26 protein-coding genes are annotated in these 24,970 nt (G+C 60.7%); 6 read left to right on the top strand and 20 right to left on the bottom strand.

Annotated features, from left to right (window positions below; translation table 11 throughout):
• Positions 1-72 precede the first annotated feature (72 nt).
• On the bottom strand, positions 73-429 hold the full coding sequence (locus BHU62_RS00005; protein WP_073528889.1) for a helix-turn-helix domain-containing protein: 357 nt from the start codon (positions 427-429) through the stop codon (positions 73-75).
• Positions 430-723: 294 nt separating this feature from the next.
• Here BHU62_RS00005 and sdeA point away from each other — a divergent pair, with 294 nt between their 5' ends.
• Together sdeA and sdeB are read left to right on the top strand one after the other, a co-directional pair.
• Positions 724-1,911: a multidrug efflux RND transporter periplasmic adaptor subunit SdeA gene (gene sdeA, locus BHU62_RS00010; protein WP_078061980.1), complete on the top strand. Its 1,188-nt coding sequence runs from the start codon at positions 724-726 to the stop codon at positions 1,909-1,911.
• Positions 1,912-1,934: 23 nt separating this feature from the next.
• Positions 1,935-5,078, top strand: a complete 3,144-nt coding sequence (sdeB, locus tag BHU62_RS00015; RefSeq protein ID WP_073528539.1) for a multidrug efflux RND transporter permease subunit SdeB — start codon at positions 1,935-1,937, stop codon at positions 5,076-5,078.
• Positions 5,079-5,143: 65 nt separating this feature from the next.
• On the opposite strand, the gene BHU62_RS00020 is transcribed toward sdeB, so the two are convergent.
• The 9 genes from BHU62_RS00020 to hinT all read right to left on the bottom strand — a co-directional run bounded on the left by BHU62_RS00020 (position 5,144) and on the right by hinT (position 12,308).
• The gene (locus BHU62_RS00020) at positions 5,144-5,623 is read right to left on the bottom strand and encodes an RrF2 family transcriptional regulator (RefSeq protein ID WP_073528540.1); all 480 of its coding nucleotides are present in this window, start codon (positions 5,621-5,623) and stop codon (positions 5,144-5,146) included.
• Positions 5,624-5,888: 265 nt separating this feature from the next.
• The gene (locus tag BHU62_RS00025; protein ID WP_171971272.1) at positions 5,889-6,425 is read right to left on the bottom strand and encodes a glycine zipper 2TM domain-containing protein; all 537 of its coding nucleotides are present in this window, start codon (positions 6,423-6,425) and stop codon (positions 5,889-5,891) included.
• 350 nt (positions 6,426-6,775) lie between these two features.
• Complete coding sequence (locus tag BHU62_RS00030) at positions 6,776-8,080, bottom strand: NAD(P)/FAD-dependent oxidoreductase (protein ID WP_073528542.1); 1,305 nt, start codon at positions 8,078-8,080, stop codon at positions 6,776-6,778.
• Positions 8,081-8,412: 332 nt separating this feature from the next.
• The gene (gene ycfP, locus BHU62_RS00035; protein WP_073528543.1) at positions 8,413-8,955 is read right to left on the bottom strand and encodes an alpha/beta hydrolase YcfP; all 543 of its coding nucleotides are present in this window, start codon (positions 8,953-8,955) and stop codon (positions 8,413-8,415) included.
• A 79-nt stretch (positions 8,956-9,034) separates the two neighbouring features.
• Positions 9,035-10,054, bottom strand: coding sequence for a beta-N-acetylhexosaminidase (gene nagZ / locus BHU62_RS00040; protein ID WP_073528544.1), 1,020 nt, complete (start codon positions 10,052-10,054; stop codon positions 9,035-9,037).
• Between the two features lie 38 nt (positions 10,055-10,092).
• Positions 10,093-10,959, bottom strand: coding sequence for a thiamine kinase (thiK, locus tag BHU62_RS00045; protein WP_073528545.1), 867 nt, complete (start codon positions 10,957-10,959; stop codon positions 10,093-10,095).
• Entirely contained in the window at positions 10,940-11,530 is a 591-nt protein-coding gene (gene lpoB / locus BHU62_RS00050) for a penicillin-binding protein activator LpoB (RefSeq protein WP_073528547.1), read from the bottom strand. The genes thiK and lpoB overlap by 20 nt, the downstream gene beginning before the upstream one ends.
• 26 nt (positions 11,531-11,556) lie before the next feature.
• The gene (locus BHU62_RS00055) at positions 11,557-11,946 is read right to left on the bottom strand and encodes a YcfL family protein (protein ID WP_073528550.1); all 390 of its coding nucleotides are present in this window, start codon (positions 11,944-11,946) and stop codon (positions 11,557-11,559) included.
• A gap of 11 nt (positions 11,947-11,957) precedes the next feature.
• A complete protein-coding gene (gene hinT / locus BHU62_RS00060) occupies positions 11,958-12,308 on the bottom strand; it encodes a purine nucleoside phosphoramidase (RefSeq protein ID WP_004928776.1) in 351 nt (116 codons plus the stop codon).
• A gap of 221 nt (positions 12,309-12,529) precedes the next feature.
• Here hinT and BHU62_RS00065 point away from each other — a divergent pair, with 221 nt between their 5' ends.
• On the top strand, positions 12,530-13,435 hold the full coding sequence (locus tag BHU62_RS00065; protein WP_073528552.1) for a transporter substrate-binding domain-containing protein: 906 nt from the start codon (positions 12,530-12,532) through the stop codon (positions 13,433-13,435).
• Here the strand turns inward: BHU62_RS00065 and BHU62_RS00070 are convergent.
• Positions 13,432-13,809 (bottom strand): winged helix-turn-helix transcriptional regulator, encoded by a 378-nt coding sequence (locus tag BHU62_RS00070; protein WP_073528554.1) that lies wholly within the window; start codon positions 13,807-13,809, stop codon positions 13,432-13,434. The genes BHU62_RS00065 and BHU62_RS00070 overlap by 4 nt on opposite strands.
• 99 nt (positions 13,810-13,908) lie before the next feature.
• Here BHU62_RS00070 and BHU62_RS00075 point away from each other — a divergent pair, with 99 nt between their 5' ends.
• On the top strand, positions 13,909-14,658 hold the full coding sequence (locus BHU62_RS00075) for an SDR family oxidoreductase (RefSeq protein WP_073528556.1): 750 nt from the start codon (positions 13,909-13,911) through the stop codon (positions 14,656-14,658).
• Between the two features lie 22 nt (positions 14,659-14,680).
• On the opposite strand, the gene BHU62_RS00080 is transcribed toward BHU62_RS00075, so the two are convergent.
• Positions 14,681-15,985 carry an Nramp family divalent metal transporter gene (locus BHU62_RS00080; RefSeq protein WP_073528558.1) on the bottom strand — a complete coding sequence of 435 codons (1,305 nt, stop codon included), beginning with the start codon at positions 15,983-15,985 and terminating at the stop codon, positions 14,681-14,683.
• A 230-nt stretch (positions 15,986-16,215) separates the two neighbouring features.
• On the opposite strand from BHU62_RS00080, the gene mntR reads away from it, so the two are divergent.
• On the top strand, positions 16,216-16,677 hold the full coding sequence (gene mntR / locus BHU62_RS00085) for a manganese-binding transcriptional regulator MntR (protein WP_073528560.1): 462 nt from the start codon (positions 16,216-16,218) through the stop codon (positions 16,675-16,677).
• A gap of 14 nt (positions 16,678-16,691) precedes the next feature.
• Positions 16,692-17,057 (top strand): DUF4180 domain-containing protein, encoded by a 366-nt coding sequence (locus tag BHU62_RS00090; RefSeq protein WP_073528562.1) that lies wholly within the window; start codon positions 16,692-16,694, stop codon positions 17,055-17,057.
• A gap of 56 nt (positions 17,058-17,113) precedes the next feature.
• Here BHU62_RS00090 and ptsG read toward each other — a convergent pair whose 3' ends face one another.
• The 8 genes from ptsG to acpP form a co-directional block, all read right to left on the bottom strand.
• The gene (ptsG, locus tag BHU62_RS00095; RefSeq protein ID WP_016928184.1) at positions 17,114-18,547 is read right to left on the bottom strand and encodes a PTS glucose transporter subunit IIBC; all 1,434 of its coding nucleotides are present in this window, start codon (positions 18,545-18,547) and stop codon (positions 17,114-17,116) included.
• A gap of 343 nt (positions 18,548-18,890) precedes the next feature.
• Positions 18,891-19,667 carry a metal-dependent hydrolase gene (locus BHU62_RS00100; protein ID WP_073528564.1) on the bottom strand — a complete coding sequence of 259 codons (777 nt, stop codon included), beginning with the start codon at positions 19,665-19,667 and terminating at the stop codon, positions 18,891-18,893.
• A 19-nt stretch (positions 19,668-19,686) separates the two neighbouring features.
• Entirely contained in the window at positions 19,687-20,694 is a 1,008-nt protein-coding gene (holB, locus tag BHU62_RS00105) for a DNA polymerase III subunit delta' (protein ID WP_073528566.1), read from the bottom strand.
• Positions 20,694-21,332, bottom strand: coding sequence for a dTMP kinase (gene tmk, locus BHU62_RS00110; protein WP_073528568.1), 639 nt, complete (start codon positions 21,330-21,332; stop codon positions 20,694-20,696). Before tmk ends, holB begins: the two co-directional genes overlap by 1 nt.
• Entirely contained in the window at positions 21,322-22,347 is a 1,026-nt protein-coding gene (mltG, locus tag BHU62_RS00115; protein ID WP_073528570.1) for an endolytic transglycosylase MltG, read from the bottom strand. The genes tmk and mltG overlap by 11 nt, the downstream gene beginning before the upstream one ends.
• Before the next feature lie 13 nt (positions 22,348-22,360).
• Complete coding sequence (pabC, locus tag BHU62_RS00120) at positions 22,361-23,158, bottom strand: aminodeoxychorismate lyase (protein WP_073528572.1); 798 nt, start codon at positions 23,156-23,158, stop codon at positions 22,361-22,363.
• A gap of 145 nt (positions 23,159-23,303) precedes the next feature.
• The gene (fabF, locus tag BHU62_RS00125; protein ID WP_073528574.1) at positions 23,304-24,545 is read right to left on the bottom strand and encodes a beta-ketoacyl-ACP synthase II; all 1,242 of its coding nucleotides are present in this window, start codon (positions 24,543-24,545) and stop codon (positions 23,304-23,306) included.
• Positions 24,546-24,627: 82 nt separating this feature from the next.
• Positions 24,628-24,864 (bottom strand): acyl carrier protein, encoded by a 237-nt coding sequence (gene acpP / locus BHU62_RS00130; protein ID WP_004719003.1) that lies wholly within the window; start codon positions 24,862-24,864, stop codon positions 24,628-24,630.
• Positions 24,865-24,970 lie beyond the last annotated feature (106 nt).

Consider the following 24,970-nt stretch of genomic DNA (forward strand, 5'->3'; position numbering starts at 1 on the left):
CCCTCACCGCCATATTCTAACGAGAAAGCCTGAGCGAAAGTTCAGGCTTTTTTATCCCCACTCCCCAACCGCTCAGTGGTGCGTGCGCCCCACCGCCGCCGGTATTGCCAACGCGCGGCGCCAGTCGCCCGGCGTTTGGCCAAACTGGCGTTTAAAGCTGCGGTTGAACGACTGCTGTGAGTCGAAGCCGAGCGAAATCGCCACGCTCACGATCGGTTCACCGCTGTTGGCCAGGCGCTCCGCCGACACTTTCAGTTTTTGCATGCGGATATACTCCCCCAGCGCGTAGCCGGTCTGGCGTTTGAACATGCGCTGCAGATGCCATTTGGAATAGCCCGCGCGGTCCGCCACGGTGTTGATATCCAGTTTCTCTTCCAGATTGTTGTCGATCCACGCCTTCAAATCGGTAATAAAGCCCGTAGTGTTCATGCTGATGCTCCCATCATTCGGCAGGGTCACCCTCTGCCCGATGCACATACGTTGCAACAGTTCCGCTTTAAATGCAATTTTTATTATTGCATTTACCAGAAAGCCGCCACTATACTCCACCCAATTAATGTAACCGATATTGATACATTAATGTGACACCAATGTGTTTCAAAACCTAACGTTGCACCGCTGCTCGGTGCAACCGCCCCCTCGCCGCACACCGGTACGGGGCGGATCCCGGAGAACAGGGCCGGGTATAGGGCCTGACCGCGCTTACTTATCGGAATAAAAATAATGGCAAATCAACCTAACTCATCGTTCAACGCCGGCGGCCGCACGCGCGCCGTCGCTCTGGGCCAGCGGCTCTCCGGGGTGGCGCTGCTGGCCGCCCTGCTCGCCGGGTGCGACAACAGCGTCGCGCACAATGCCCCACCGCCGCCGCCGGTGGTCAGCGCCGCCAGCGTGGTGGTCAAGCCGATCAGCCAGTGGGATGCGTTCAACGGCCGGGTCGAAGCGGTGCAGAGCGTGCAGTTGCGCCCACGGGTCTCCGGTTACATCGAGCGGGTCAACTACACCGAAGGCGACGAGGTGAAAAAAGGCCAGGTGCTGTTCACCATCGACGATCGCACCTACCGCGCCGCGCGCGAACAGGCGCAGGCAGAGCTGGTGCGGGCTCGCAACCAGGCCGCCCTGGCGCGCAGCGAATCCTCGCGCACCGAGAAACTGATCGGCACCCAAGCCATCTCTCAGGAAGTGTGGGAGCAGCGCCGGTCGTCCGCCGCGCAGGCGCAAAGCAACGTGCTGGCGGCACAGGCCCAGCTCGATATGGCGCAGCTGAATCTCGACTTTACCCGCGTTACCGCGCCGATTGACGGGCGCGCCAGCCGCGCGATGATCACCGCCGGCAACCTGGTCACCGCCGGCGACAGTGCCAGCGTGCTGACAACGCTGGTGTCGCTCGACAAGGTCTATGTCTATTTCGACGTGGATGAAGCGACCTTCCTGCGCTATCAGCAGCAGGGCCGGCACGATGCGCGCCTGCCGGTGAAGGTCGGTCTGGTGGGCGAAGACGGCACCCCGCATCAGGGGCTGGTGGATTTCACCGATAACCAGCTGAACGCCGGTACCGGCACCATCCGCATGCGCGCCCTGCTCGACAACCGCGATCGCCGTTTCACGCCGGGGCTGTTTGCCCGGGTGCAAATGCCCGGCAGCGCCGAGTTCAACGCCATGCTGATCGACGATAAAGCGGTGATGACCGACCAGAACCGCAAGTTCGTTTACATCGTCGATAAAGACGGTAAGGCCCAACGCCGCGACATCGACGTGGGCCGCGTGGCCGAAGGGCTGCGCATCGTGCAGAAAGGGCTGGCAAACGGCGATCGGGTGATCGTCGACGGCATGCAGAAAGTGTTTATGCCGGGCATGCCGGTCGACGCGAAAACCGTCGCTATGTCCCCCATCGCTTCCGCACTCAACTAAGCCCCAGCAGAGACTTCTGACCCATGGACTTTTCCCGTTTTTTCATCGACCGGCCGATTTTCGCCGCGGTGCTGTCGATCCTGATTTTTGTCGCCGGCGCGATCGCCATCCCGCTGCTGCCGATCAGCGAGTACCCGGACGTGGTGCCGCCCAGTGTGCAGGTACGCGCCGAATACCCGGGCGCCAACCCGAAAGAGATCGCTGAAACGGTGGCCACACCGCTGGAAGAAGCGATCAACGGCGTCGAAAACATGATGTACATGAAATCGGTCGCCGGTTCCGACGGCGTGCTGGTAACCACCGTCACCTTCCGCCCGGGCACCGATCCCGATCAGGCACAGGTGCAGGTGCAAAACCGCGTGGCGCAGGCCGAGGCACGCCTGCCAGAGGACGTGCGCCGCCAGGGCATCACCACCCAGAAGCAGTCCCCGGCGCTGACGCTGGTGGTGCATCTGGTATCGCCTTCCGGCAAGTACGATTCGCTGTACCTGCGCAACTACGCCACCCTGAAGGTCAAGGATGAGCTGGCCCGCCTGCCGGGCGTCGGCCAGGTGCAGATCTTCGGCGCCGGTGAGTACGCGATGCGCATCTGGCTCGATCCGAACAAGGTCGCCGCGCGCGGGCTGACCGCTTCCGACGTGGTAAGCGCCATGCAGGAGCAGAACGTGCAGGTCTCCGCCGGCCAGCTCGGCGCAGAGCCGATGCCGACGCGCAGCGACTATCTGCTGTCGATCAACGCCCAGGGCCGCCTGCAAACCGAAGAAGAGTTCGGCAACATCATCCTCAAGAGCGGCGACAACGGCGAGATCGTGCGGCTGCGCGACGTGGCGCGTATCGAGATGGGTTCCGGCAGCTACGCGCTGCGCGCCCAGCTCAACAACAAGGATGCGGTCGGCATCGGTATCTTCCAGTCGCCGGGCGCCAACGCCATCGAGCTGTCGGACGCGGTGCGCGGCAAGATGGCCGAGCTGGCAACCCGCTTCCCGGACGGCATGAGCTGGAAATCGCCTTACGATCCGACGGTGTTCGTGCGCGATTCGATCAGCGCGGTGGTGGATACCCTGCTGGAAGCGGTGATCCTGGTGGTGTTGGTGGTCATTCTGTTCCTGCAGACCTGGCGCGCCTCGATCATTCCGTTGCTGGCGGTGCCGATCTCCGTGGTCGGCACCTTCGCCGTGCTGTATCTGCTCGGCTTCTCGCTCAATACGCTCAGCCTGTTCGGGCTGGTGCTGGCGATCGGCATCGTGGTGGATGACGCCATCGTGGTGGTGGAAAACGTCGAGCGTAATATCGAGGAGGGGCTGTCGCCGCTGGCGGCGGCGCATCAGGCAATGCGCGAGGTCTCCGGCCCAATCATCGCCATCGCCGTGGTGCTGTGCGCGGTGTTCGTGCCGATGGCGTTTCTTTCGGGCGTCACCGGTCAGTTCTACAAGCAGTTCGCCGTCACCATCGCCATCTCGACGGTGATCTCCGCCATTAACTCGCTGACCCTGTCGCCGGCGCTGGCGGCGCGCTTGCTCAAACCGCACGGCGCGCCGAAAGATCTGCCGTCGCGCCTGATCGACCGGCTGTTCGGCTGGCTATTCCGGCCGTTCAACCGCTTCTTCGCCAGCGGTTCGCAGCGTTATCAGCACGGCGTCTCCCGCGTGCTGGGCCGGCGCGGTGCGGTGTTCGTCGTCTACCTGCTACTGCTGGCCGCCGCCGGCGTGATGTTCAAGACCGTGCCCGGCGGCTTTATTCCGACGCAGGACAAGCTGTACCTGATCGGCGGCGTGAAAATGCCGGAAGGCGCCTCGTTGGAACGCACTGATGCGGTGATCCGCAAGATGAGCGCCATCGGCCTGAGCGTGGACGGCGTCACCGATGCGGTGGCATTCCCCGGCCTGAACGCGCTGCAGTTCACCAATACGCCGAATACCGGCACGGTGTTCTTCGCCCTGGAGTCGTTGAGCACCCGCACCCGTACCGCGGCGCAGATCAACGCCGAGATCAACGCGCGCATTTCGCAGATCCAGGAAGGTTTCGCCTTCTCGATCATGCCACCGCCAATCCTTGGCATCGGCCAGGGCTCCGGCTATTCGCTGTACGTGCAGGATCGCGCCGGGCTGGGCTACGGCGCGTTGCAAACGGCGATCAACACGATGTCCGGCGCCATTATGCAAACGCCGGGCATGGGGTTCCCGATCTCCTCGTATCAGGCCAACGTGCCGCAGCTGGACGCCAAAATAGACCGCGACAAGGCCAAGGCGCAGGGGGTGCCGCTCAATGCGCTGTTCAGCACGCTGCAGACCTATCTCGGTTCGTCTTACATCAACGACTTCAACCGTTACGGCCGCACTTGGAAGGTGATGGCGCAGGCCGACGGCCAGTTCCGCGACAGCGTGGAAGATATCGCCAACCTGCGCACCCGCAACGATAAGGGTGAAATGGTGCCGATCGGCAGTATGGTCAGCATCGGCACCACCTACGGCCCGGATCCGGTGATCCGCTATAACGGCTTCCCGGCGGCGGATCTGATCGGCGACGCCGATCCGCGCGTGCTCTCCTCTACCCAGGCGATGGGGGCGTTGACGCAGATGGCCGGCAAGCTATTGCCGAACGGCATGAGCATTCAATGGACCGATCTGAGCTACCAGCAATCGACCCAGGGCAATGCCGCGCTGGTGGTATTCCCGGTAGCGGTGCTGTTGGCGTTCCTCGCGCTGGCGGCGCTGTACGAAAGCTGGACGCTGCCGCTGGCGGTGATCCTAATCGTGCCGATGACCATGCTATCGGCGCTGTTCGGCGTGTGGCTGACCGGCGGCGACAACAACGTGTTCGTGCAGGTCGGGCTGGTCGTTTTGATGGGGCTGGCCTGTAAGAACGCCATTCTTATCGTCGAATTCGCCCGCGAGCTGGAAATGCAGGGTAAAGGCATCGTCGAGGCGGCGCTGGAAGCCTGTCGCCTGCGGTTGCGGCCGATCGTGATGACCTCCATCGCCTTTATCGCCGGCACCATTCCGCTGATCCTCGGCCACGGCGCCGGCGCCGAAGTACGCGGCGTCACCGGCATCACGGTGTTCTCCGGCATGTTGGGGGTAACCCTGTTCGGGTTGTTCCTGACGCCGGTGTTCTACGTCACCTTGCGTCGCCTGGTGGCACGTAACGCGCAGCCGCAGACCGCCTGATCACGGCGTTCAAATGCAAAAAGGTCGGGCAATGCCCGACCTTTCTTTATGCGTTTTACCCGGCATTATTTACCGGCGGTTTCGGCCTCTTGCTCGGCGGCGTATTCCGCGCAGGCGCGCTTGTCGCCCCGTTCCAGCTCGGCCAGCGAATCGGCCACGGTGTGGCGCGCCAGCACCGCGAGCGAAGCCTGCTCCGCCTCGTTCACCACCGATTTGAAATACCAACAGGCGTTGGCGCTCACCAGGCAACGGGCCGGTACTTCAGGGCGGGAAGCCCAGATGCGCTTGTCGTCAATCACCGCCAGATAGATATCCCGCAGGGTGATCTCTTCCGCCGGGCGGCCAAGGTGGATAGAACCGTTTCGGCCCAGGGTGGAAACGATAATGCCGTCTTTGGTCAGCGGCACCATCAGTTTGCGGATAAAGCTGGGGTTGGCTTCCAGACTGGCGGCGAGCGTGGCGCTCGTCGAACGCATGCCCTGCTTCTCAGCTACGGCGACGCTAAGGACCATTTGCAACGCTGTCGGAAAGCGAAAATCTAACATGTCGTTATCTCTGCGAGACGAAATACTCAGGTTTGGCCGGTGTGGCGATTGGCACCGATAACAGCGCTTAATCGCACAATAATATAACAAACGCGGGGGCTTTTTTGAAGTTTTGCCCAGTGATATCGCACGCAGACATTAGAAGGATCACAGAATCTTTGGGCAGGCAAAAAACAGAAACCCGCGTCAATGTTAACGCCGCTCGCTTAACTGGGTTAAACGATCAGAACTAACACTGCCCGCGGGTTTAATTCGAATGAGGCGATCAGGCTCTGTTCAGCACCAGCTGGCCGTTTTTATCCAACGGAATTTGCGTGCCCGGATCGTGATCCATACGGATCTTGCCCTGCTGGTTGCCGATCTTGTAGGTCACGTCATAGCCCAGCATTTTCTGAGACTTGTCGTAGACCGTTTTGCAACGCTGCTGAACGCTGGTGGTGACGTCGTTGTTCTGCATCGCCCCCTGCACCTGGTTACCGGCGTAGCCGCCGCCCAGCGCGCCGACCACTGTCGCCACATCGCGCCCGCGACCGCCGCCGAACTGGTGGCCGATCACGCCGCCCGCCACGGCCCCCAACACCGAACCGGCGATACGGTTTTCATCCTGCACCGGCGCACGGTGAGCGACGGTGACGTTGCGGCATTCCTGACGCGGCGTTTTAATGGTTTCTTTAATCGGCGTTGCGGCGAGCACCTGCGCGTATTGCGGACCGGCAGTAAAGACGTCCAGGCTAGCTACCGCGGCGATCCCCAGAGCGGCAGCAATACCAATCCCAACACCGGCTAACATTGACTTGTTCACAGGAAACCTCCTGAAAGTGTTACCACGCATTTTTTCCGGGGTCTGTTACCGGCATGGCACCGCGCTTATTATTTTGCGCATGGGCGGCTTGCGGTATCCCGGTTTACGGCGTGCGCGACGCGCCGTCTGTAAACGAGGTAAAGTCTGCACAATGATCTGAGGGCCCGCAATAAGACAAGGGGACCAAAAATGCGGGAAAACGGCCGTTTTGCCGTTGTTTAGGAGGAATCTTAAGAATTTTACCCATGCCGGCGACAGCTTATGCTGAAGAATCAAGCAACCGCCGCCGTTCGCCGCCATAAAAAAACCCGCGCGGGCGAACCGGCGCGGGTTGTTCAGCAAGGGCAGGATCAGTGCATCTTCAGACGCGGACGGATCACCCGGTTGATGCCGCCCACCAGCATCATCAGGCCGGTTTTGATGTAGCCGTGCAGCGCCACCTGGTGCATGCGGTACAGTGAGATATAGACGAAGCGCGCAATGCGCCCTTCCACCATCATCGAGCCGCGCATCAGGTTACCCATCAGGCTGCCGACGGTACTGAAGCGCGACAGTGACACCAGCGAGCCGTGGTCTTTATACACGTAAGGCTTCAGCGTCTGGCCGTTCATCAGCGCCAGAATATTGGTGGCGCAGCGTGAGGCCATCTGGTGCGCCGACTGGGCGCGCGGCGGTACGAAACCGCCGCCCTCTTTCGGGCAGGAGGCACAGTCGCCGATGGCGAAGATGTTCGGATCGCGCGTGGTCTGCAGCGTCGGCTCCACCACCAGCTGATTGATGCGGTTGGTTTCCAGGCCACCGATGTCCTTCATAAAGTCCGGCGCCTTGATGCCGGCCGCCCACACCATCAGATCGGCGTCGATAAACTCGCCGCCCTTGGTGTTCAGGCCTTTGGCATCGGCACTGGTCACCATGGTGTTGGTCAGCACGCGCACGCCCAGTTTGATCAGCTCCTGGTGCGCGGCGGCGGAAATGCGCGGCGGCAGCGCCGGCAGAATGCGCTCGCCGGCTTCCACCAGCGTCACGTTCAACGCGCTGTTGTCCAGGCCTTCGAAACCGTAGCTGTGCAGCTGCTTCACCGCGTTGTGCAGTTCGGCGGACAGCTCAACGCCGGTGGCGCCGCCGCCGACGATGGCGATGTTCACCCGCTCTTTTTGCCCCGGCTGCGCCGAGAACTTCAGGAACAGGTTGAGCATTTCGTTGTGGAAACGACGCGCCTGATGCGGGTTATCCAGGAAGATGCAGTGATCCTTCACGCCCGGCGTACCGAAATCGTTCGAGGTGCTGCCCAACGCCATTACCAGGATGTCGTACGGCAATTCGCGTGCCGGCACCAGCTCGCCGCCCTGCTCGTCGCAGATCTGCGCCAGCTGCAGCGTTTGCGTCTCGCGGTTGATGTTGGTCAGCGACCCCAGCTGGAAGCTGAAATGGTGATTGCGCGCATGCGCCAGGTAGCTGAGCGCATCCACGCCGTCATCAAGGGAACCGGTCGCCACTTCGTGCAACAGCGGTTTCCACAAATGGCTGTGGTTGCGATCCACCAGCGTGATCTCCGCTTTGTTCTTGCGGCCGAGCTTATGGCCCAGGCTGGTCGCCAGCTCCAGACCACCGGCGCCGCCGCCGACAATAACGATTTTCTTCTTTGGCGTTGTCAAAATAACCCCCTAAATGTGAACCATTTGTTATTCCAGGGTAAATAAATAATATCCTTAGAATACATAGGGTTCGCGTAAAATAAATCGGCTCTCTGCAGCCAGAATAGCATGTGAGGTTATTTGGTCATACCAAAATTGACGTACATCAAATTTTTTTGGTTAAAGGCTGGACGGGGGGATTTTTTGGGGATTGTGATTCAAATAGTTAGCGGTGAGTCACAGTTTTAAATTTTGCCGATTGCCACGCAAAACTTTGCCTGAACGCACAAAAAAGCCGCACTTGCCGTCGATGAAAAACGGTGAGCGCGGCCCACTGCGGCGTTATGAAACTGTTAACCCAGCGTCTTGAACGCCTTGAGCCGCTGCAGATGCGGTGAGAGGTTTTTGAACTTGTGCGTCTGCTGTTCATCCCAGACGATCTCGTAGTAATGGTGCAACAATTCGGCGCTGCGCCGGTTATCCAGCACCTCGTCGTGCCGCGCCAGCACCACCAGACAGCGATCGCGGTTTTTCTCGCGGAAATCCTCCACGCATTTGGTGGCAATATCGCGATACTCTTCCGGCCGATCGATCTTGCCGTGCATGTGTTCTTCGGGGTACAGGTTGGGATTGAACATCGCCTGGCGAATGCCGCACAGGAAGCCGATACGCTCCGCCCAGAAGCCGCCGAGACCGACGCCGCAGATCAACGGATGCGCGTCGCCGCCCTGCTGCACCGCCTTATCCACCTCTTTCAACAGGTGCTGCATGTCGTGGCGCGGATGCAGCGTGCTATAGCTGATAAACCGCACGTCCGGATCGATAAACTGCAGCTGTAACACTTTTTCATGATTGCCGGGACTGGTGGAATCGAAGCCGTGCAAATAGATAATCATGTGGATCCTCGCAACAAGCCAAGGGCCGCGGGCGCGGCCCTTCTCATTTCCGCTCTGCGCCGCGATGCGGCGCCTGGATTCACCCTTGCGAACGCTGCTTGTGCTCCTCCCAGCGTTCGCTCAGCGCGCTGAGCGCCTTGTGCGCCTGCTGCCAGCGCTCGGAGTCGCGCAGTTCCTGACGGGTGAACTGACCGCGATGATATAACCGCTTCACCTTCTCTGCTTTGACCGGGGACAGGTTATCCAACACGCTGACCGCGCCGGCGCGGTTATTGCACACCAGGATCATGTCGCAACCGGCATCCAGCGCCGCCTGGCCGCGCTCGGCGTAGCTGCCCATAATGGCCGCGCCCTCCATCGACAGGTCGTCGGAGAAGATCACGCCGTCGAAGCCCAGTTCCTGACGCAGGATCTGCTGCAGCCAGTAAGGTGAGCCGCTGGCCGGACGCGGGTCCGCTTCAGTATAGATGACGTGGGCCGGCATGACGGCGTCCAGCAGTTGGCGGTTGATCAGCTCGCGGAAGATCGCCATGTCGTGCTCGCGGATCTGCGCCAGCGGCCGCGGATCGCGCGGGGTTTCCTTGTGCGAATCGGCGCTGACGGCACCATGCCCCGGGAAGTGTTTGCCGGTGGTTTTCATACCGGCGCTGTGCATACCGAGGATAAAACGTTCCGCCATCGCCAGCGCCTGCTGCGGATCGCTGTGGAAAGAACGCTCGCCGATCGCCGCGCTGCCGTGGCCGATATCCAGCACCGGCGCGAAGCTGATGTCGATATCCTGCGCGATCATCTCCGCCGCCATCAGCCAGCCGGCCTCCTGCGCCAAACGGCCGCCTTCCTGCGCATCGTGCAGCGCGGCGAACGACTGCGCCGCCGGCAGACGGGTGAAACCCTCGCGGAAGCGCTGCACGCGCCCGCCTTCCTGGTCTACCGCCACCACCAGCCGATCGTGCGAGGCGGCGCGGATCTGGCGCACCAGCTCACGCAGCTGATCCGCATCGTGGTAGTTGCGGGTGAACAGGATCAGCCCGCCAACCAGCGGGTGTTTCAAAATCTCACGTTCTTCTGCGTCCAGCTCGTAGCCGGCGACATCTAACATTACTGGGCCCACGGGCACCTCACTTCATTATTGTTCGTTCAGAATTCGGATGATGATAAACAAAATCGCCGGCGCACCGCAGCGCCCCAGCGCAAAAATTCAGCGTCGCCGCTCTGCTGCCAGCGCACTTCAAACCACAGCAGCATCAGATAATCCACCCACGGCAGCCAGCGCCGCACCTGTGCCTGCAGCCGGGCGACGTCGCGATAGCCCCGGCACACGTAGTGCTGCAAAAAGCGCTGCTGCTGCCCGGCCGACCAACCGTTGCCGCGAAACAGTGCGGCGATATCCAGCGCCACGTCGCCGTCGGCAGCGTACTCCCAGTCGATCAGCCGCAGCCCTTCGCCGGTCGCGAGCAGATTGCCCGGATGGATATCCATGTGCAGCGGCGCCAACCGCAGCGGCCGCGGCGGCACGCTCTGTAAGAAATGACGCTGCAGGCGCAGCCAGGCGGGGGTTAGACGCCGCGTATCCAGCTGCTGCCAGTAACGAATGAACTGCCGCCGCAGATCCAGCCGGTAACCGCTGAGCGGCCGCCGATGCAGTTCCGCCACCATCGCCGCCAGCTCACCGCACTGATTCAGCGCCGTAAATTCGGCATCTGTGACGACGTCACCTTCGAGCCATTCGAGTATAAGCCACTGATTATTTTGCGCGAGAACCCGCGGCCCCAACCCCGGTGCACTGCGGCGCAAGACCTGCGCTTCCCGCCGTCGGCTCACGCCCAGCGCGCGTTTCTCCGCACTGTGTTGCCGCGCCAACAGCGTGACGCCTGAACCGTCGATGCGCCAGCTCTCGCCGGTCAGCCCCTGCACCGGGCTGAAACGACAACCGGCGGTATTCACCGCCGGCAGTCTGGTTTCCATCAATCTTCGCAGCGCGGCCTCAGCGGTTAACGGCGCCATTGCCCGACCAGACGATCTCGCCGGTTTGCACCAGCATCAGCTGCATGTCCAGCGCCGGTGACTTCACGTCACCGCTGACGTCGCTGTACAGCACGTACTGTGCGCCGACGATGCGCGCCAGGCCGATCGCCTTGCTGCGGGAGCCGAAGCTGTCATCCGCCGACAGACCCAGCGTTTGTCTGGCGCTGGTCAGCTTCGCTTCCGGCACCACGCTGAAGGTGGAGTTCGACGCCAGCGCCTTGTACAGCGCAGCGGTGGCTTTCCCCATTTGCAGCGAACCGTTGGTGTTGTTCTTGACGCTGTCCAACAGCAGCACGCTGCCGGCCGTCACGCCATCGGCCTTCAACATCTGATTCACCAGCGGCTGAACGCTGCCCAGCCAGTCGAGCTGCTGGATTTTTGGCGGCTGCGGCACCGGCTCGGTAGTCGGCGGTTGTGGCTGCTCTACCGGCGGCTTAGGCTGTTCCGGCTCGACGGTGACCGGCGGCAAAGGCTGTTCCGGCTCAGGCGGGCGCGACAGGCAGCCGCTCAGGGTTAATGCGGCCAGCGCCACTAAGACGTACTTTTTCATGCTTTTTCTCCAAACCTGGCAAGCGCTTACAGATACAGGTGCAGACGCGCGCTTTTGGCGTCCAGATTGCCGTTAATCGAGTAGATTTTGGCGTCCGAGTTAGGCGCCACAACGATCTCGCGCGGTTTCTCGAAAGGACGGATATCCAGACCCTGTGCATCGTACCAGTAGAAACGGTAATGCACGGTGACCGGCGTCGGTTGACTGTTATTGAGCACCGAAACCGCCATCACCCGCCCGGCGTCGGACGAGATTGAGGGCGTATCGGCCAAAATGCCGGCGGTCAGCACCGAAGGGTCCATCACCACCGTCTGGCCCCGGTTGACCGCAATGCCGGACGGTGAACTGCACCCCATCAGCAACGCGGCGGGCAGCGCCAACGCCATCAGACAACGCAGAGTTTTTCTACCGCGCATAGTTTCCTCGCTTAGCGTGACAGCAGCGGCCCCAGCGAACGGCCACCGACCAGGTGCATATGAATATGATAGACCTCCTGGCCGGCGTGGCGATTACAGTTGACGATCAGGCGGTAACCGTCCTCAGCGATCCCTTCCTGCTCGGCGATTTTCGCCGCGGCGGTGATCATGCGGCCCAGCGCGGCCTCGTGCTCCACGGTCACATCGTTGACGGTCGGGATCAGCACGTTGGGAACGATCAGCACGTGGGTGGGTGCCTGGGGGGAGATGTCACGGAAAGCGGTGACCAGTTCATCCTGGTAAACCACATCAGCAGGGATTTCGCGGCGGATAATTTTACTGAAAATCGTTTCTTCGGCCATCTGGCGTTCCTTGTTTTACACAATTAGCTGTACGCAGTATGAGTGACAAATTCTACTGCTTTCAACCTGATTGCGCACTTTCCGCGTCGAGTGATGCAGATTCGCGCAGGCCGGCGCCCCGCTTGTGCATCTTTTCACTTTGGTTATTCACTATTGTTGCTTTACTTGCCCCACGCCGCCGCCAATAGTAACCCAATGATTAACAAAGGATAGAGGGCAACATGCCACTGAGAATATCGGCGCTGTGTGCGCTGCTGCTGAGCGCTGCCGTTCAGGCGGCCCCGGCGGGCGGTATCGACCTGCAGGCTAACCGGCAGCCGATACACGCAGAGCAGAATCCTGCCGCTATCGCACTGATTCCGGCGAACTTTCACTTCGCGGTGCCCGGCAAGCTGACGGTGGCGGTAGCGTTCGAGAACTCCCCGCCGCTGGCGCTGTTCGCCGAGGACAATAAAACGCTGATCGGCAGCGATCCGGACATCGCCCGCCTGGTGGCCGACAGCCTCGGGCTGGAGCTGAATCTGGTACCCACCTCCTGGGAGGATTGGCCGCTGGGCATCAGTACCGGTAAATACGATGCGGCAATTTTCAACATCGCCGTCACCAAACAGCGCAAGACCAAGTTCGACTTTGCCACCTACCGGGTGGACACGCTGGGCTTTTACGTCAAATCCACCAGCAACATCACCTCAATCAACCGGCCGCAGGACGTCGCCGGGCTACGGATCATCGTAGGATCCGGTACCAATCAAGAAAACATACTGCTGGGATGGGATAAGCAAAACCGTGCCGCCGGGCTGCCGCCGGTACAGCCGATCTATGTGACCGACGACGCCGCCACCAACCTGAGCATTCAGTCCGGGCGCGCCGACGCTTTCTTCGGCCCCCACTCCACCGGCGCCTACAAGGCGGCGCTGACCGGCAAGACCAAAATGGTCGGCATCGGCCCCAGCGTGGCCTACGTGGCGGTTACCAGCAAGAGAGGCAATGGTCTGGTGAACGCCATCAACGCCGCCATCAACGGCGTCATCGTCAGCGGCGAATACGCGCAGGTGCTGGAACGCTGGGGCGAAGGCGACGAAAAGGTCGAGCGCTCTACCATCAACCCGCCGGGCATTGGCGACTAGCCGCCGATCAGCTGCGGCGCGTGTCGGCGCATCCACTCGGCCAGCGAGTCCAGCGTCGGCCGCAGCGACGTGCCCAGCGCAGTGATGTGATACTCCACCCGCGGCGGCACTTCGGGAAACACCTGCCGTGTCACCAGGCCGCGCTGTTCGAACAACCGCAGCTGACGCGTCAGCTCTTTCTGCGCAATGGGCGCCACCGCCCGCTGCAGCTCGCTGAATCGCACCGGGCCGTCGATCACGATCAGCCGGTACAGGATCGGTATCGCCCACTTGCCCGACACCAGATTGACGAAATCCACCATCGGACAGGGTTCGCCCGCCGTCGGCAACGCCGCCAAATTATTTTCCGCCGGTAATGGCGCTTGTGCCGTCATTTCATCCCACCTCGTCTTTTAGTATCCAAAAGGTGCCTACTATGCAAAAGGAACTATAGCGCAAATAATGCCGCAACTGACGCTAAAGAGGAATCGGTTATGTCACGACTGCAAGGCAAATATGCATTGATTACCGGCGGTACCAGCGGCATCGGGTTGGAAACCGCCCGCCAGTTCATCGCCGAGGGTGCGACGGTGGCGATCACCGGGCGCAGCCAAAATGCCCTGGACGCGGCGGGCCAGGTGTTGGCGGGCAAGGCGCTGTTGCTGCTGAGCGACGCCGGCAGCATCCCGCAGCAGCGCGAACTGGCGCAGCAGCTGGGGCAGCAATGGCCACGGCTGGACGTTCTGTACATCAACGCCGGCGATGTCACGCATCGCCCGCTGCAGGAATGGGATGAGCAGAGCTATCAGCGGCTGATGGACATCAACCTGAAGGGGCCGTTCTTTCTGATCCAGGCGCTGCTGCCGCTGCTGGCCAACCCTTCTTCGGTGATCCTGTGCGGGTCGGTCAGCGCCCATATCGGCCTGCCGCAGAGCAGCGCTTACGCCGCCAGCAAGGCCGGCTTGCTGTCCCTGGCCAGAACGCTCTCCGGCGAGCTGCACACGCGCGGCATTCGCTTTAACGGCCTGAGCCCTGGCCCGACAGAAACGCCGGCTCTGGGCAAGCTGGGGCTGGCGGAGGCGGATGAACAGGCATTGCGCGACGATATCCGCGCGCTGGTGCCGATTGGCCGCATGGGCAGCGTGCGGGAACTGGCCAAAGCGGCGGTGTTTCTGGCCGCGGATGAGTCGGCGTTTATGGTCGGCGCCGAGCTGCAGATGGACGGCGGCGTGGGGAACTTATAATTTAGCGGCGCGGCCCGAAAGATCACCCCAACCCGGGGATATCGACGCCGAAAGTCTGCAACAGCAGCACCACGTTGAGCAGTACGATCACCACCGTGCCGACCACCGCGGCCAAGCTGGTCCAGCGGCCGTTGGCGAACTCGCCCATGATGTCGCGGCGGCGAGTGAACATCACCAGCGCGATCATCGGCGCCGGCAGCGCCAGGCTCAACACCACCTGGCTGTAGACCAAAGCGTCAGTGGCGTTAACGCCCATCGCCACCACGATAAACGCCGGCACCATGGTGACCAGGCGGCGCACCCACACCGGGATGCGGAAACCGACGAAGCCCTGCATGATCATCTGCCCAGCCATGGTGCCCACCACCGAACTGGAGATGCCGGAGGCGATCAGCGAAGCGAGGAAGATACCGGCGGCGGCAGCGCCGAACAGCGGCGTCAGCGTATGGTAGGCGGTGCCGATCTCGGCCACGTCGCTGTTACCGGCGTGGAAAGCGCTCGAGGCCATGATCACCATCGCGATATTCACCAACCCGGCGAGCGCCAGCGCGATCACCACCTCGATATTGGAGAAACGCAGCAGCTTGCGCCGCTCGCCGTTATCGCTGGCCGGGCTGCGGTGCTGGGTCAGCCCCGAGTGCAGAAAAATGGCGTGCGGCATCACGGTGGCGCCGATAATGCCGACGGCGATGGTCAACGCCTGCGCGTCCGGCAACTGCGGCGTCACCATGCCGATGCCCGCCGCCTGCCAGTCCACCGGCACGATAAACATCTCCAGCAGATAGCACAGCGCGATGATACCCACCAGGCCGCCGATCATCAGTTCAACCGGGCGGAAGCCCTTCTTTTCCACCATCAGCAACGCATAGGTGATCACCGCCGTCACGCCCATCCCCGCCAGCAGCGGCATGTGGAACAACAGCGCCAGCGCGATCGCCCCACCGAGAAACTCCGCCAGATCGGTGGCCATTGCCGCCACTTCGCTGAGCAGCCACATGCCAATCACCACCGGCCGTGAAAACTGGTCGCGGCACATCTCCGCCAGATTGCGGTTGGTAACGATGCCGAGCTTGGCCGACAGCGCCTGGAACAGCATGGCGATCAGGTTGGCCATCACCACCACCCACAGCAGGCTATAGCCGTATTTTGCACCGGCCTGAATGTTGGTGGCGAAGTTGCCGGGATCCATATAGGCGATAGAGGCAATCACCGCCGGGCCGGCGAACAGCAGCGGCGTAAAGGCGCCGCGCTTGCGCCCGGCAAGAGCAGCGCCAATCGCGATGTTGGTCCGTTCGGTTAACGATGGAGTGGTCGCCGCGTCGCGCATGAAGTACCCTTAGTCTTTAACTGGTTATTTTTCCACCTATCATGCTGACAATGTAGCATCGGCTACACTTTATGCAACCGGCGAAAATCACTGGCTTTGTGTAGAGATATTTCTAACTACCACAATGCGCGGCATCGAATTGATAATGTGTGCTATTTGGACTAACTTAGGGCAAAGCTCCCCGCATGGCCGGGAGCCGTCATTTTTACGCTTACAGGACGCCCCACGCTATGGTTACCCGCGCGCCAGATAACGCCGACCGCCCCGACATGCCGGACGAAGCCGAGCACGCCCTGCGTTTTAGCCGCGCCCGCGAGGCGCAGTCCAATGCGCTGATCGAAGATTACGTCGAGCTGATTGCCGATTTACTGCAAAGCACCCGTGAAGCCAGAACCACCGATATCGCGCGCCGCTTCGGCGTGTCTCATCCGACGGCGATCAAAAACATCGCGCGCCTGAAAAGCGCCGGCTTGGTGGAGTCTCGCCCCTATCGCGGGGTATTTTTGACGGAGGAAGGCGAACAGTTGGCGCAGAAGGTACGCCGCCGCCACCGCATCGTGGTCGACCTGCTGATGTGCCTCGGGGTGCCTAGCGAAGCCGCCGAACTGGACAGCGAAGGGATTGAACACCATATCTCGAACGAAACGCTGGCGGTATTCGAAAGCTACCTGCAAAAACACGCCAAACCCTGAATTTCGGAGCGCTGATGAGCTACGCCGTGCAGCAAATCCATAACCTGCGCCTGGTGGTTTTCGCCGAAGCCGGGCCGATGCTGAAAGGCGCAAGCGATGTCAGTTTATTTATCGCCCCCGCTTTTGAACACGATGCCGGGATGCTGGTTATCCCCGTCAACCGCCTCGACGCCGCCTTCTTCCAGTTAAGAAGCGGCCTGGCCGGCACCGTATTGCAGAAATTCATCAACTACCGCCTGCGCGTCGCGCTGCTGGGCGATATCTCCCCCTGGCTGGCGCAAAGTAACGCACTGCAAGACTTCGTGCGTGAAGCCAACCGCGGCGAACAGGTCTGGTTCCTCCCTTCTCCCGCTGAACTAAATCAGCGCCTTGGTGCCTGACGGCAGACAACAAAAAAGGGAGGCTTTCGCCTCCCTTGGTAACTCCCCTGCCTGAATCAGTGATTACGGATGTATTCGTCCATATCGGTTTTCAGGTTGTCGGACTTAGTGCCGAAGATGGCCTGCACGCCGGAGCCTGCAACGACTACACCGGCTGCGCCCAGTTTCTTCAGGCCCGCCTGGTCAACTTTGGACACGTCGGCCACGCTGACGCGCAGACGGGTGATGCAAGCATCCAGGTTAGTGATGTTTTCTTTACCGCCGAAAGCCTGAACCAGCGCCGCGGACATTTCGGAACCGCCCTGCGCAGTCTGCTCGGCAGCGGTGTCTTCACGGCCCGGGGTTTTCAGATCCAGTTTGGCGATCAGCACGCGGAAGATGGTGTAGTACACCAGACCGTAGACGATGCCGACGATCGGGAACAGCCAGATTTTGCTGCTGTTGCCGCTCAGTACGATAAAGTCAATCAGGCCGTGCGAGAAGCTGGTGCCGTCACGCATGCCCAACAGGATGCAGATTGGGAACGCCAGGCCAGCCAGGATAGCGTGGATCACGTACAGGATCGGCGCTACGAACATGAAGGAGAACTCGATCGGCTCGGTGATACCGGTCAGGAACGAGGTCAGCGCGGCGGAGATCATGATGCCGCCGACTTTCGCGCGGTTTTCCGGCTTGGCCGAGTGCCAGATGGCGATGGCCGCCGCAGGCAGACCGTACATTTTGAACAGGAAGCCGCCGGACAGTTTACCCGCGGTTGGGTCACCCGCCATGTAGCGAGGGATGTCGCCGTGGAACACCTGGCCCGCCGCGTTGGTGAACTCACCAATTTGCATTTGGAACGGTACGTTCCAGATGTGGTGCAGACCGAACGGCACCAGCGCACGTTCAACCACGCCGTAGATGCCGAAGGCCACGACCGGGTTCTGATAAGCCGCCCACTGCGAGAAGGTCTGGATAGCCGTACCGATCGGTGGCCAGATGAAGGACAGCACTACGCCCAGAACGATCGCCGCCAGACCGGAAATGATCGGCACGAAACGCTTACCGGCAAAGAAGCCCAGGTATTCCGGCAGTTGAATGCGGAAGAAGCGGTTGAACATATAGGCCGCGATGGCACCGGAGATAATCCCCCCGAGCACACCGGTATCCGCCAGGTGTTTGGCCGCAATCTCTTCAGCCGGCAGGTGCAGCACCAGCGGCGCAACCACCGCCATGGTTTTCACCATGATGCCGTAAGCCACCACCGCCGCCAGCGCGGAAACGCCGTCGTTGTTGGTGAAGCCCAAGGCGACGCCGATGGCGAAAATCAGCGGCATGTTGGCGAAGACCGAACCGCCCGCTTCCGCCATCACGTGGGAGACTACCGCAGGTAGCCAGCTAAAGTTGGCGGAGCCGACGCCCAGCAGGATACCTGCGATAGGCAACACGGACACCGGCAGCATGAGCGATTTACCTACTTTTTGCAGGTTTGCAAATGCGTTCTTGAACATAGTTGAGTGTGCTCCTGAGTAATAATGCTTTGCTACTTCTTGTCGCGATAATTCGCGCTGCAAGGGGGGGAGAAAAACCCCTGCAATTCAGGGTGTCTGAGCACCCCTTGAATTTATTACGCAGAGTAAAATAAATAGCCTGCACAATGTTTGATGACAATCACGTTTCGATGATCGAGCCGCGGTAACTTTGCATAAACCGGCGTTTTTTGGCCAAAACAGGCCGAAAATCGCGCACCAATCGCCCTGAAACGGGTGGGAACCTTACCCGCTTCAGTGATTAATTACGAGCTTAAAAAAAATCATGCCGACAATGACCTACAGCTATAGCCTAGGTCAAAGATCACAGATCGATGTGAAATAAGCGTGAAAAGTTGGCGGTGGTGGCTTCGGCCAGTTGTTCCAGGCTGACGCCCTTCAATACCGCCATATATTCAGCCACATCGCGCACATAGGCGGGTTGGTTTTCTTTGCCGCGATGCGGTACCGGCGCCAGATAAGGCGAGTCGGTTTCCACCAGAATGCGGTCCAGCGGCACGTAGCGCGCCACCTCGCGCAGCTGTTCGGCATTGCGGAAGGTTACGATGCCGGAGAAGGAGATGTAGAAGCCCAGATCCAGCAAAGCTTCGGCCGTGGCCAGATCTTCGGTGAAGCAGTGCAGCACGCCGCCGCAGTCTTGCGCGTTCTCTTCACGCAGGATCGCCAGCGTGTCTGCGCGCGCGTCGCGGGTGTGGACGATCACCGGCTTGTTCAGATCCCGGCCGATGCGGATATGCTCGCGGAAAGAGTCCTGCTGCAGCTCCAGGTTGTCTTTCTGATAGAAGTAATCGAGCCCGGTCTCCCCCAGCGCAACCACCTGTTCCGCCGCCGCCAGGTGACGCAGCTCGGCGTAATCATAGCCCTCTTCCAGATTGAGCGGATGCACCCCGCAAGAGAAGGCCACGTCTTTGCGCTCGCCGATCAGCTCGGTCATGGAACGGTAACCCGGCAGCGTGGTAGCGACCGCCAGCACATAGCCGACGTCGCGCGCTTTGGCCTTGGCCAGTGCATCGTCCACATTCTGGTGCAGCGTTTGATAATCCAGGCCGTCAAGGTGGCAATGAGAATCGACTAACAACATAATTTTTAACTCTTTTACTTTACAGCGAATGAGGTTGGGAATAGCCGGCGGCGCCAAGCATCTGTTCCCAGCGAAGTAACTGTTCGGTCAGCAGCAGCTCGCGATTGACGCCCACCACGCTGAGCAGCTGATGGCGGCAATTCAGCCACTGCTGCACGATCTGCTGCAACGAGGCGCTGCTCAACAGGCTGGCCAGCTGATGCACCAACGGCTGCTGATCCTGATTCAACACATAGTGATGCGCGCCCTGCTGCCACTTCATCGCATCCACCAGCAGCGCGCACAGCCAGCGCAAGCGTTCAGAGACATCTTCGTGGTTTAGCACCGGCAACAGCGACAACATGTCGCGTTGCGGCAGCGCGGCACCCAACGCGGCACACAGGGCGCTGCGCTGCTGCCACTGCTGCGGCTGCAACAACTGTTCGGCAGCCAACGGCGCACCGTCGTGCAGGCGCAGCGCCGTGAGGCGATCCGTCTGCGATCCGGCCGCCTGTCGGCCCAGCCACTGCAAGCTGAGCTGCTCATCCGGGCTGGCCAAATGCCAGTACAGGCAGCGGCTGCGCAGCGTCGCCATCAGCCGCGACGGTTCACGGCAGCCCAGCAGAAAATAGGTTTTCTCCGGTGGCTCTTCCAACGTTTTAAGCAGCGCGTTGGCCGCCGCCTCGGTCAGCTGTTCCGCCTGCGGCAGCCAAATCACTTTGGCACCGCCCTGCTGGGCGTGGGCGTACAGCGTTTCAATCACCTGGCGGATCGGCTCGATCCCCAGGCTGCTCTTACCCTTTTCCGGTGCCAGCACGTGATAATCCGGATGGTTGCCCGCCAGCATCAGCCGGCAGCTGTGGCACTCGCCGCAGCTTTTTTCGCCGTTGCGCTGCTGGCAGATCAACCAGCGGCTCAGGCCGTAGGCCAACGCATCGTCACCGTTGCCCGCCGCCGCGTGCAGCAGCAGCGCATGATGGCCTCGGCCGTCGGCGTACTGCCCAATCAGCTGACGATAAGGGCCGTTCAGCCACGGGTACCAGTTCATTATGCGCCTTCCTGCTGCCGCAACCAGTGGCTGACGCAGTCGCGGATCGCCGCAGTCACCTGCTCCAGCGGCTGGGCGGCGTCGACGGTGACGATGGTTTTATCCTGCGCCGCCAGCTCGAGATAGCGAGCGCGGGTGCGTTCGAAGAACGGCAGCGCTTCCTGTTCGATGCGATCCAACTGACCGCGCGCCTGTGCGCGTTGCAGGCCAACCAGCGGCGGCAGATCGAGATAGACCGTCAGGTCCGGGCGAAAATCCCCCAGCACGGTATCGCGCAGCGAACTCATCAGCTGCGAGTCCACGCCGCGGCCGCCGCCCTGGTAAGCCTGTGAAGAGAGATCGTGACGGTCACCCACCACCCAGGCACCGCGCGCCAGGGCCGGTTTGATCACGGTTTCCACCAGCTGCACGCGCGCGGCGTACAGCATCAACACCTCGGCCTTGATGGTCGGCAATTCGCCGTCGATGCCGCGCTTGAACAGATCGCGCAGCTTCTCCGCCAGCGGCGTACCGCCCGGTTCGCGGGTGAAGACGATGTCGCTGACGCCATGTTCGCGCAGCACATTGACCACCGTGTCGCGCGCGGTGGTTTTGCCCGCGCCTTCCAGCCCTTCGATAACAACGAATTTACTTTTCATTCTTTTCCTTTAACGCCTGACGGTACGCGCGCACCGCCTGGTTATGGCTCGCCAGATTGGTGGTGAAGGTATGGCCACCCTTGCCGTCGGCGACAAAATAGAGATAAGGCGTTTTGGCCGGATTAGCGGCCGCTTGCAACGAGGCCTCACCCGGCATGGCGATCGGCGTTGGCGGCAGGCCGGCGATCACATAGGTGTTGTAAGGCGTCGGCGTCTCCAGATCCTTGCGCGTGATGTTGCCATTATAACTTTCACCCATGCCGTAGATCACCGTCGGATCGGTCTGCAGGCGCATGCCGATACGCAAGCGGTTGACGAACACCGAGGCCACCTTGCTGCGCTCTTCCGGCACCGCAGTCTCTTTTTCGACGATCGAGGCCATAGTCAGCAGATCTTCCGGCGTTTTGTACGGCAGGCTGGTGTCGCGGCCGGCCCAGGCGGCCTGCAGCGCTTTGTTCATACGCGCGTGTGCGCGTTTGAGCAACGCGATGTCGCTCATGCCGGCAGTATACTGATAGGTATCCGGGTAAAGCAGCCCTTCCGGGGTTTCTCCCGCAGGAATGCCGAGCGCTGCGGCGATCTCCGCTTCGCTCTTGCCTACCAGGGTGTGTTTCAGGTATTTGGACTGCTGCAGCACCTGCTGCCAGTCACGCAGGCGCGAACCTTCGATAAAGCGCGCGTTGAACTGCGCCTCTTTGCCGCTGGCCAACAGTTTCAGCATCTGACGCACCGTCATCCCCGGCGTAAACCGATAAGTGCCGGCTTTAAACTCCGCCAGCTCCGGCTCCAGCTTTAGCAGCCATTGGAACCAGCGGCCATTGCGCACCAGCTTATCGCGCACCAGCAACCCTTCCAACGCCACCCGGCCGGTGCCGGCAGGCAGTTTGAAGATGGTTTCTTGCTGGATAGCCAGCGGTGTATCGGCAAAGCGTTCGATCTTCTGGTAGCCCCAAAACAGCAGCGCCAATACCAGAACAACAATAACAGACAGGACCTTCAGCTTTCTTTTCTTCATCAATCAGCCATGGTTAACAGTGTGGACGCAAAAAATCATACAGCTGGCGCGAATGATAACGCCATGATTGCGCTGCGTTTACCGGCAGCAGCGGCATCAGCGCGTTGCTCACCAGGACTTCGTCGGCATCGGCCAGCGTCTCCAGCGGTTCACTGACGCAGTGCAGACGGTATACCGACCCCGCCAACAGTTCGATCACCCGCCGCCGCATCAGCCCGGCGACGCCCGCCTGGCTCAGATCCGGGGTAAACACCGCTTTTCCCTTACGCCAGAACAAATTAGCCGCACAGCATTCCACCAGCATACCGGCAGTGTCAAGCACCAGCGCCTCGTCGGCGGCCGTCTGGTCAAGATGCGCGCGGATCAGCACCTGCTCCAGGCGGTTCAAATGCTTCAAGCCTGCCAGCAACGGATTGCGCGCCAGCGCCACCGGGCTGAGCGCAAGCGTGATGCCTTGCTCGCGCCACTGCAAATAGTGCGTGGGGTAGCTGCTACGGGCCACGATGCGCGTCGGGTTTTCACACCCCAGCGGGCTGTAGCCCCGCCCGCCGCTGCCGCGCGTCAATATCGCTTTGACCACGCCGAGCGGAATTGATTCTGCCGCCAGCACGATCTCCCGCTCGAAAGCCGCCCAATCGGTGGCGGGCAGCATCAGCCGCTGCGCCGCTTGCTGCAACCGCTCCAGATGCCAGGGCAGCAGCTCGATTTTCCCGTCGATAACCCGGGCGGTAGTAAAGCAGCCATCGCCGAACTGCAGGCCGCGATCGCTCGGCGCCAGGGCATCGTGGCGTTGTCCGTTAATCCAGTACATGCTTCCTCCTGTTGCCGGGTTATTTCGTTATGCTCGCAGAATAGCAGGCAGCGAGGCGATACGCAGCCCCGCTGGCGGCCAAACGCTGGGCGTAAAAAAGCCCGGTTAAAAAACCGGGCTTTTCATCAGCTATCGACAGCGCGAGTTACACTCGGCGGAAGATCAGCGAGCCGTTGGTGCCGCCGAAGCCGAAGGAGTTACACAGGGTGTACTCCATATCGCTGACCTGGCGCGCTTCGTGAGGCACAAAGTCCAGATCGCAACCTTCATCCGGATTATCCAGGTTGATGGTTGGCGGTACCGCCTGATCGCGCAGCGCCAGTACGGTGAAGATAGACTCGATCGCGCCCGCCGCACCCAACAGGTGGCCGGTCATCGATTTGGTCGAGCTGACCATCACACGCTGCGCTTCTGCGCCGAAGACGGACTTCACCGCCTGCGCTTCGGCCTGGTCACCGGCCGGCGTGGAAGTGCCGTGCGCATTGATGTAACCGATTTGTGACGGGGTCACGCCTGCGTCAAGCAAGGCATTTTCCATCGCCAGCGCAGCGCCTGCGCCGTTTTCCGGTGGCGACGTCATGTGATAAGCATCGCTGCTCATCCCAAAGCCAACCACTTCGGCGTAGATTTTCGCGCCGCGTTTTTTCGCGTGCTCGTACTCTTCCAGCACCATCATGCCGGCGCCGTCGCCCAGCACAAAGCCGTCGCGGTCTTTATCCCACGGACGGCTCGCCGCCTGCGGGTTGTCGTTGCGGGTGGACAGGGCGCGCGCTGCGCCGAAGCCGCCGACGCCCAATGGGGTGCTGGCTTTCTCTGCCCCACCGGCCAACATCACGTCGGCATCATTGTAAGCAATGATACGCGCGGCATGGCCGATGTTGTGTACACCTGAAGTACAGGCGGTGGCGATGGAAATGCTTGGGCCACGCATGCCGTACATGATTGTCAGGTGGCCTGCAATCATGTTCACGATGGTGGATGGCACGAAGAACGGACTGATTTTCCGTGGGCCACCGTTAACCAGTGAACTGTGGTTTTCTTCGATCAAACCCAGGCCGCCGATGCCGGAACCGATCGCGGCGCCAATGCGGCTGGCGTTAGCCTCGTTGATGTCCAGACCTGCATCCTGCATGGCTTGCATGCCGGCAGCGATACCGTACTGGATAAAGGCGTCCATCTTGCGCGCATCTTTGCGCGAGATGAAATCCTCGGAATTAAAGTTCTTTACCAGGCCAGCAAACTTGGTCGCATAGGCAGTGGTATCGAAATGGTCGATCAGGCTGATGCCACTCTGACCGGCAAGAAGAGCGTTCCACGTGGACTCTACCGTATTGCCGACAGGAGACAACATGCCCAGTCCGGTCACAACTACTCGACGCTTAGACACGTTTGTCCTCCAGGGAGGGAAAAATATGACACTAGGGATAGAAAAAACTTAGGCGGTCGAGCGACCGCCTAGATATGTTCTCTTACTGCTGGCTAGCGTTGATGAAATCAATAGCTGCCTGAACAGTAGTGATCTTCTCAGCTTCTTCGTCTGGAATCTCAGTGTCGAATTCTTCTTCCAGTGCCATTACCAGCTCAACGGTGTCAAGAGAATCAGCGCCCAGATCTTCAACGAAAGAAGCGTTGTTCAAAACTTCTTCCTGTTTAACACCCAGTTGCTCAACAATGATTTTCTTAACGCGTTCTTCGATAGTGCTCATACTCTTAAATTTCCTATCAAAACTCGCTTTCGCGATGGTTTTCGTAGTGTATAAAATGCTGAAAAAGATGCAACTAAATCCCGGCTGGTCAAACCACGATTTTACG

It is taken from the genome of Serratia marcescens (assembly GCF_001902635.1).
Classification (GTDB): Bacteria; Pseudomonadota; Gammaproteobacteria; order Enterobacterales; family Enterobacteriaceae; genus Serratia; species Serratia marcescens_F.

Bases quoted from the DNA above. Each gene is read 5' to 3' on its own strand.
- BHU62_RS00020 (WP_073528540.1), bottom strand. From the start codon at position 5,623: ATGTTAGATTTTCGCTTTCCGACAGCGTTGCAAATGGTCCTTAGCGTC.
- nagZ (WP_073528544.1), bottom strand. From the start codon at position 10,054: ATGTTAGATGTCGCCGGCTACGAGCTGGACGCAGAAGAACGTGAGATT.
- BHU62_RS00070 (WP_073528554.1), bottom strand. From the start codon at position 13,809: ATGACGGCACAAGCGCCATTACCGGCGGAAAATAATTTGGCGGCGTTG.
- acpP (WP_004719003.1), bottom strand. From the start codon at position 24,864: ATGAGCACTATCGAAGAACGCGTTAAGAAAATCATTGTTGAGCAACTG.
- BHU62_RS00080 (WP_073528558.1), bottom strand. From the start codon at position 15,985: ATGCGCGACGCGGCGACCACTCCATCGTTAACCGAACGGACCAACATC.
- sdeA (WP_078061980.1), top strand. From the start codon at position 724: ATGGCAAATCAACCTAACTCATCGTTCAACGCCGGCGGCCGCACGCGC.
- BHU62_RS00055 (WP_073528550.1), bottom strand. From the start codon at position 11,946: ATGCGCGGTAGAAAAACTCTGCGTTGTCTGATGGCGTTGGCGCTGCCC.
- lpoB (WP_073528547.1), bottom strand. From the start codon at position 11,530: ATGAAAAAGTACGTCTTAGTGGCGCTGGCCGCATTAACCCTGAGCGGC.
- BHU62_RS00005 (WP_073528889.1), bottom strand. From the start codon at position 429: ATGAACACTACGGGCTTTATTACCGATTTGAAGGCGTGGATCGACAAC.
- pabC (WP_073528572.1), bottom strand. From the start codon at position 23,158: ATGTACTGGATTAACGGACAACGCCACGATGCCCTGGCGCCGAGCGAT.
- BHU62_RS00065 (WP_073528552.1), top strand. From the start codon at position 12,530: ATGCCACTGAGAATATCGGCGCTGTGTGCGCTGCTGCTGAGCGCTGCC.
- ycfP (WP_073528543.1), bottom strand. From the start codon at position 8,955: ATGATTATCTATTTGCACGGCTTCGATTCCACCAGTCCCGGCAATCAT.
- ptsG (WP_016928184.1), bottom strand. From the start codon at position 18,547: ATGTTCAAGAACGCATTTGCAAACCTGCAAAAAGTAGGTAAATCGCTC.
- mntR (WP_073528560.1), top strand. From the start codon at position 16,216: ATGGTTACCCGCGCGCCAGATAACGCCGACCGCCCCGACATGCCGGAC.
- tmk (WP_073528568.1), bottom strand. From the start codon at position 21,332: ATGAAAAGTAAATTCGTTGTTATCGAAGGGCTGGAAGGCGCGGGCAAA.
- mltG (WP_073528570.1), bottom strand. From the start codon at position 22,347: ATGAAGAAAAGAAAGCTGAAGGTCCTGTCTGTTATTGTTGTTCTGGTA.
- thiK (WP_073528545.1), bottom strand. From the start codon at position 10,959: ATGGCGCCGTTAACCGCTGAGGCCGCGCTGCGAAGATTGATGGAAACC.
- hinT (WP_004928776.1), bottom strand. From the start codon at position 12,308: ATGGCCGAAGAAACGATTTTCAGTAAAATTATCCGCCGCGAAATCCCT.
- holB (WP_073528566.1), bottom strand. From the start codon at position 20,694: ATGAACTGGTACCCGTGGCTGAACGGCCCTTATCGTCAGCTGATTGGG.
- BHU62_RS00100 (WP_073528564.1), bottom strand. From the start codon at position 19,667: ATGTTGTTAGTCGATTCTCATTGCCACCTTGACGGCCTGGATTATCAA.
- BHU62_RS00090 (WP_073528562.1), top strand. From the start codon at position 16,692: ATGAGCTACGCCGTGCAGCAAATCCATAACCTGCGCCTGGTGGTTTTC.
- BHU62_RS00075 (WP_073528556.1), top strand. From the start codon at position 13,909: ATGTCACGACTGCAAGGCAAATATGCATTGATTACCGGCGGTACCAGC.
- sdeB (WP_073528539.1), top strand. From the start codon at position 1,935: ATGGACTTTTCCCGTTTTTTCATCGACCGGCCGATTTTCGCCGCGGTG.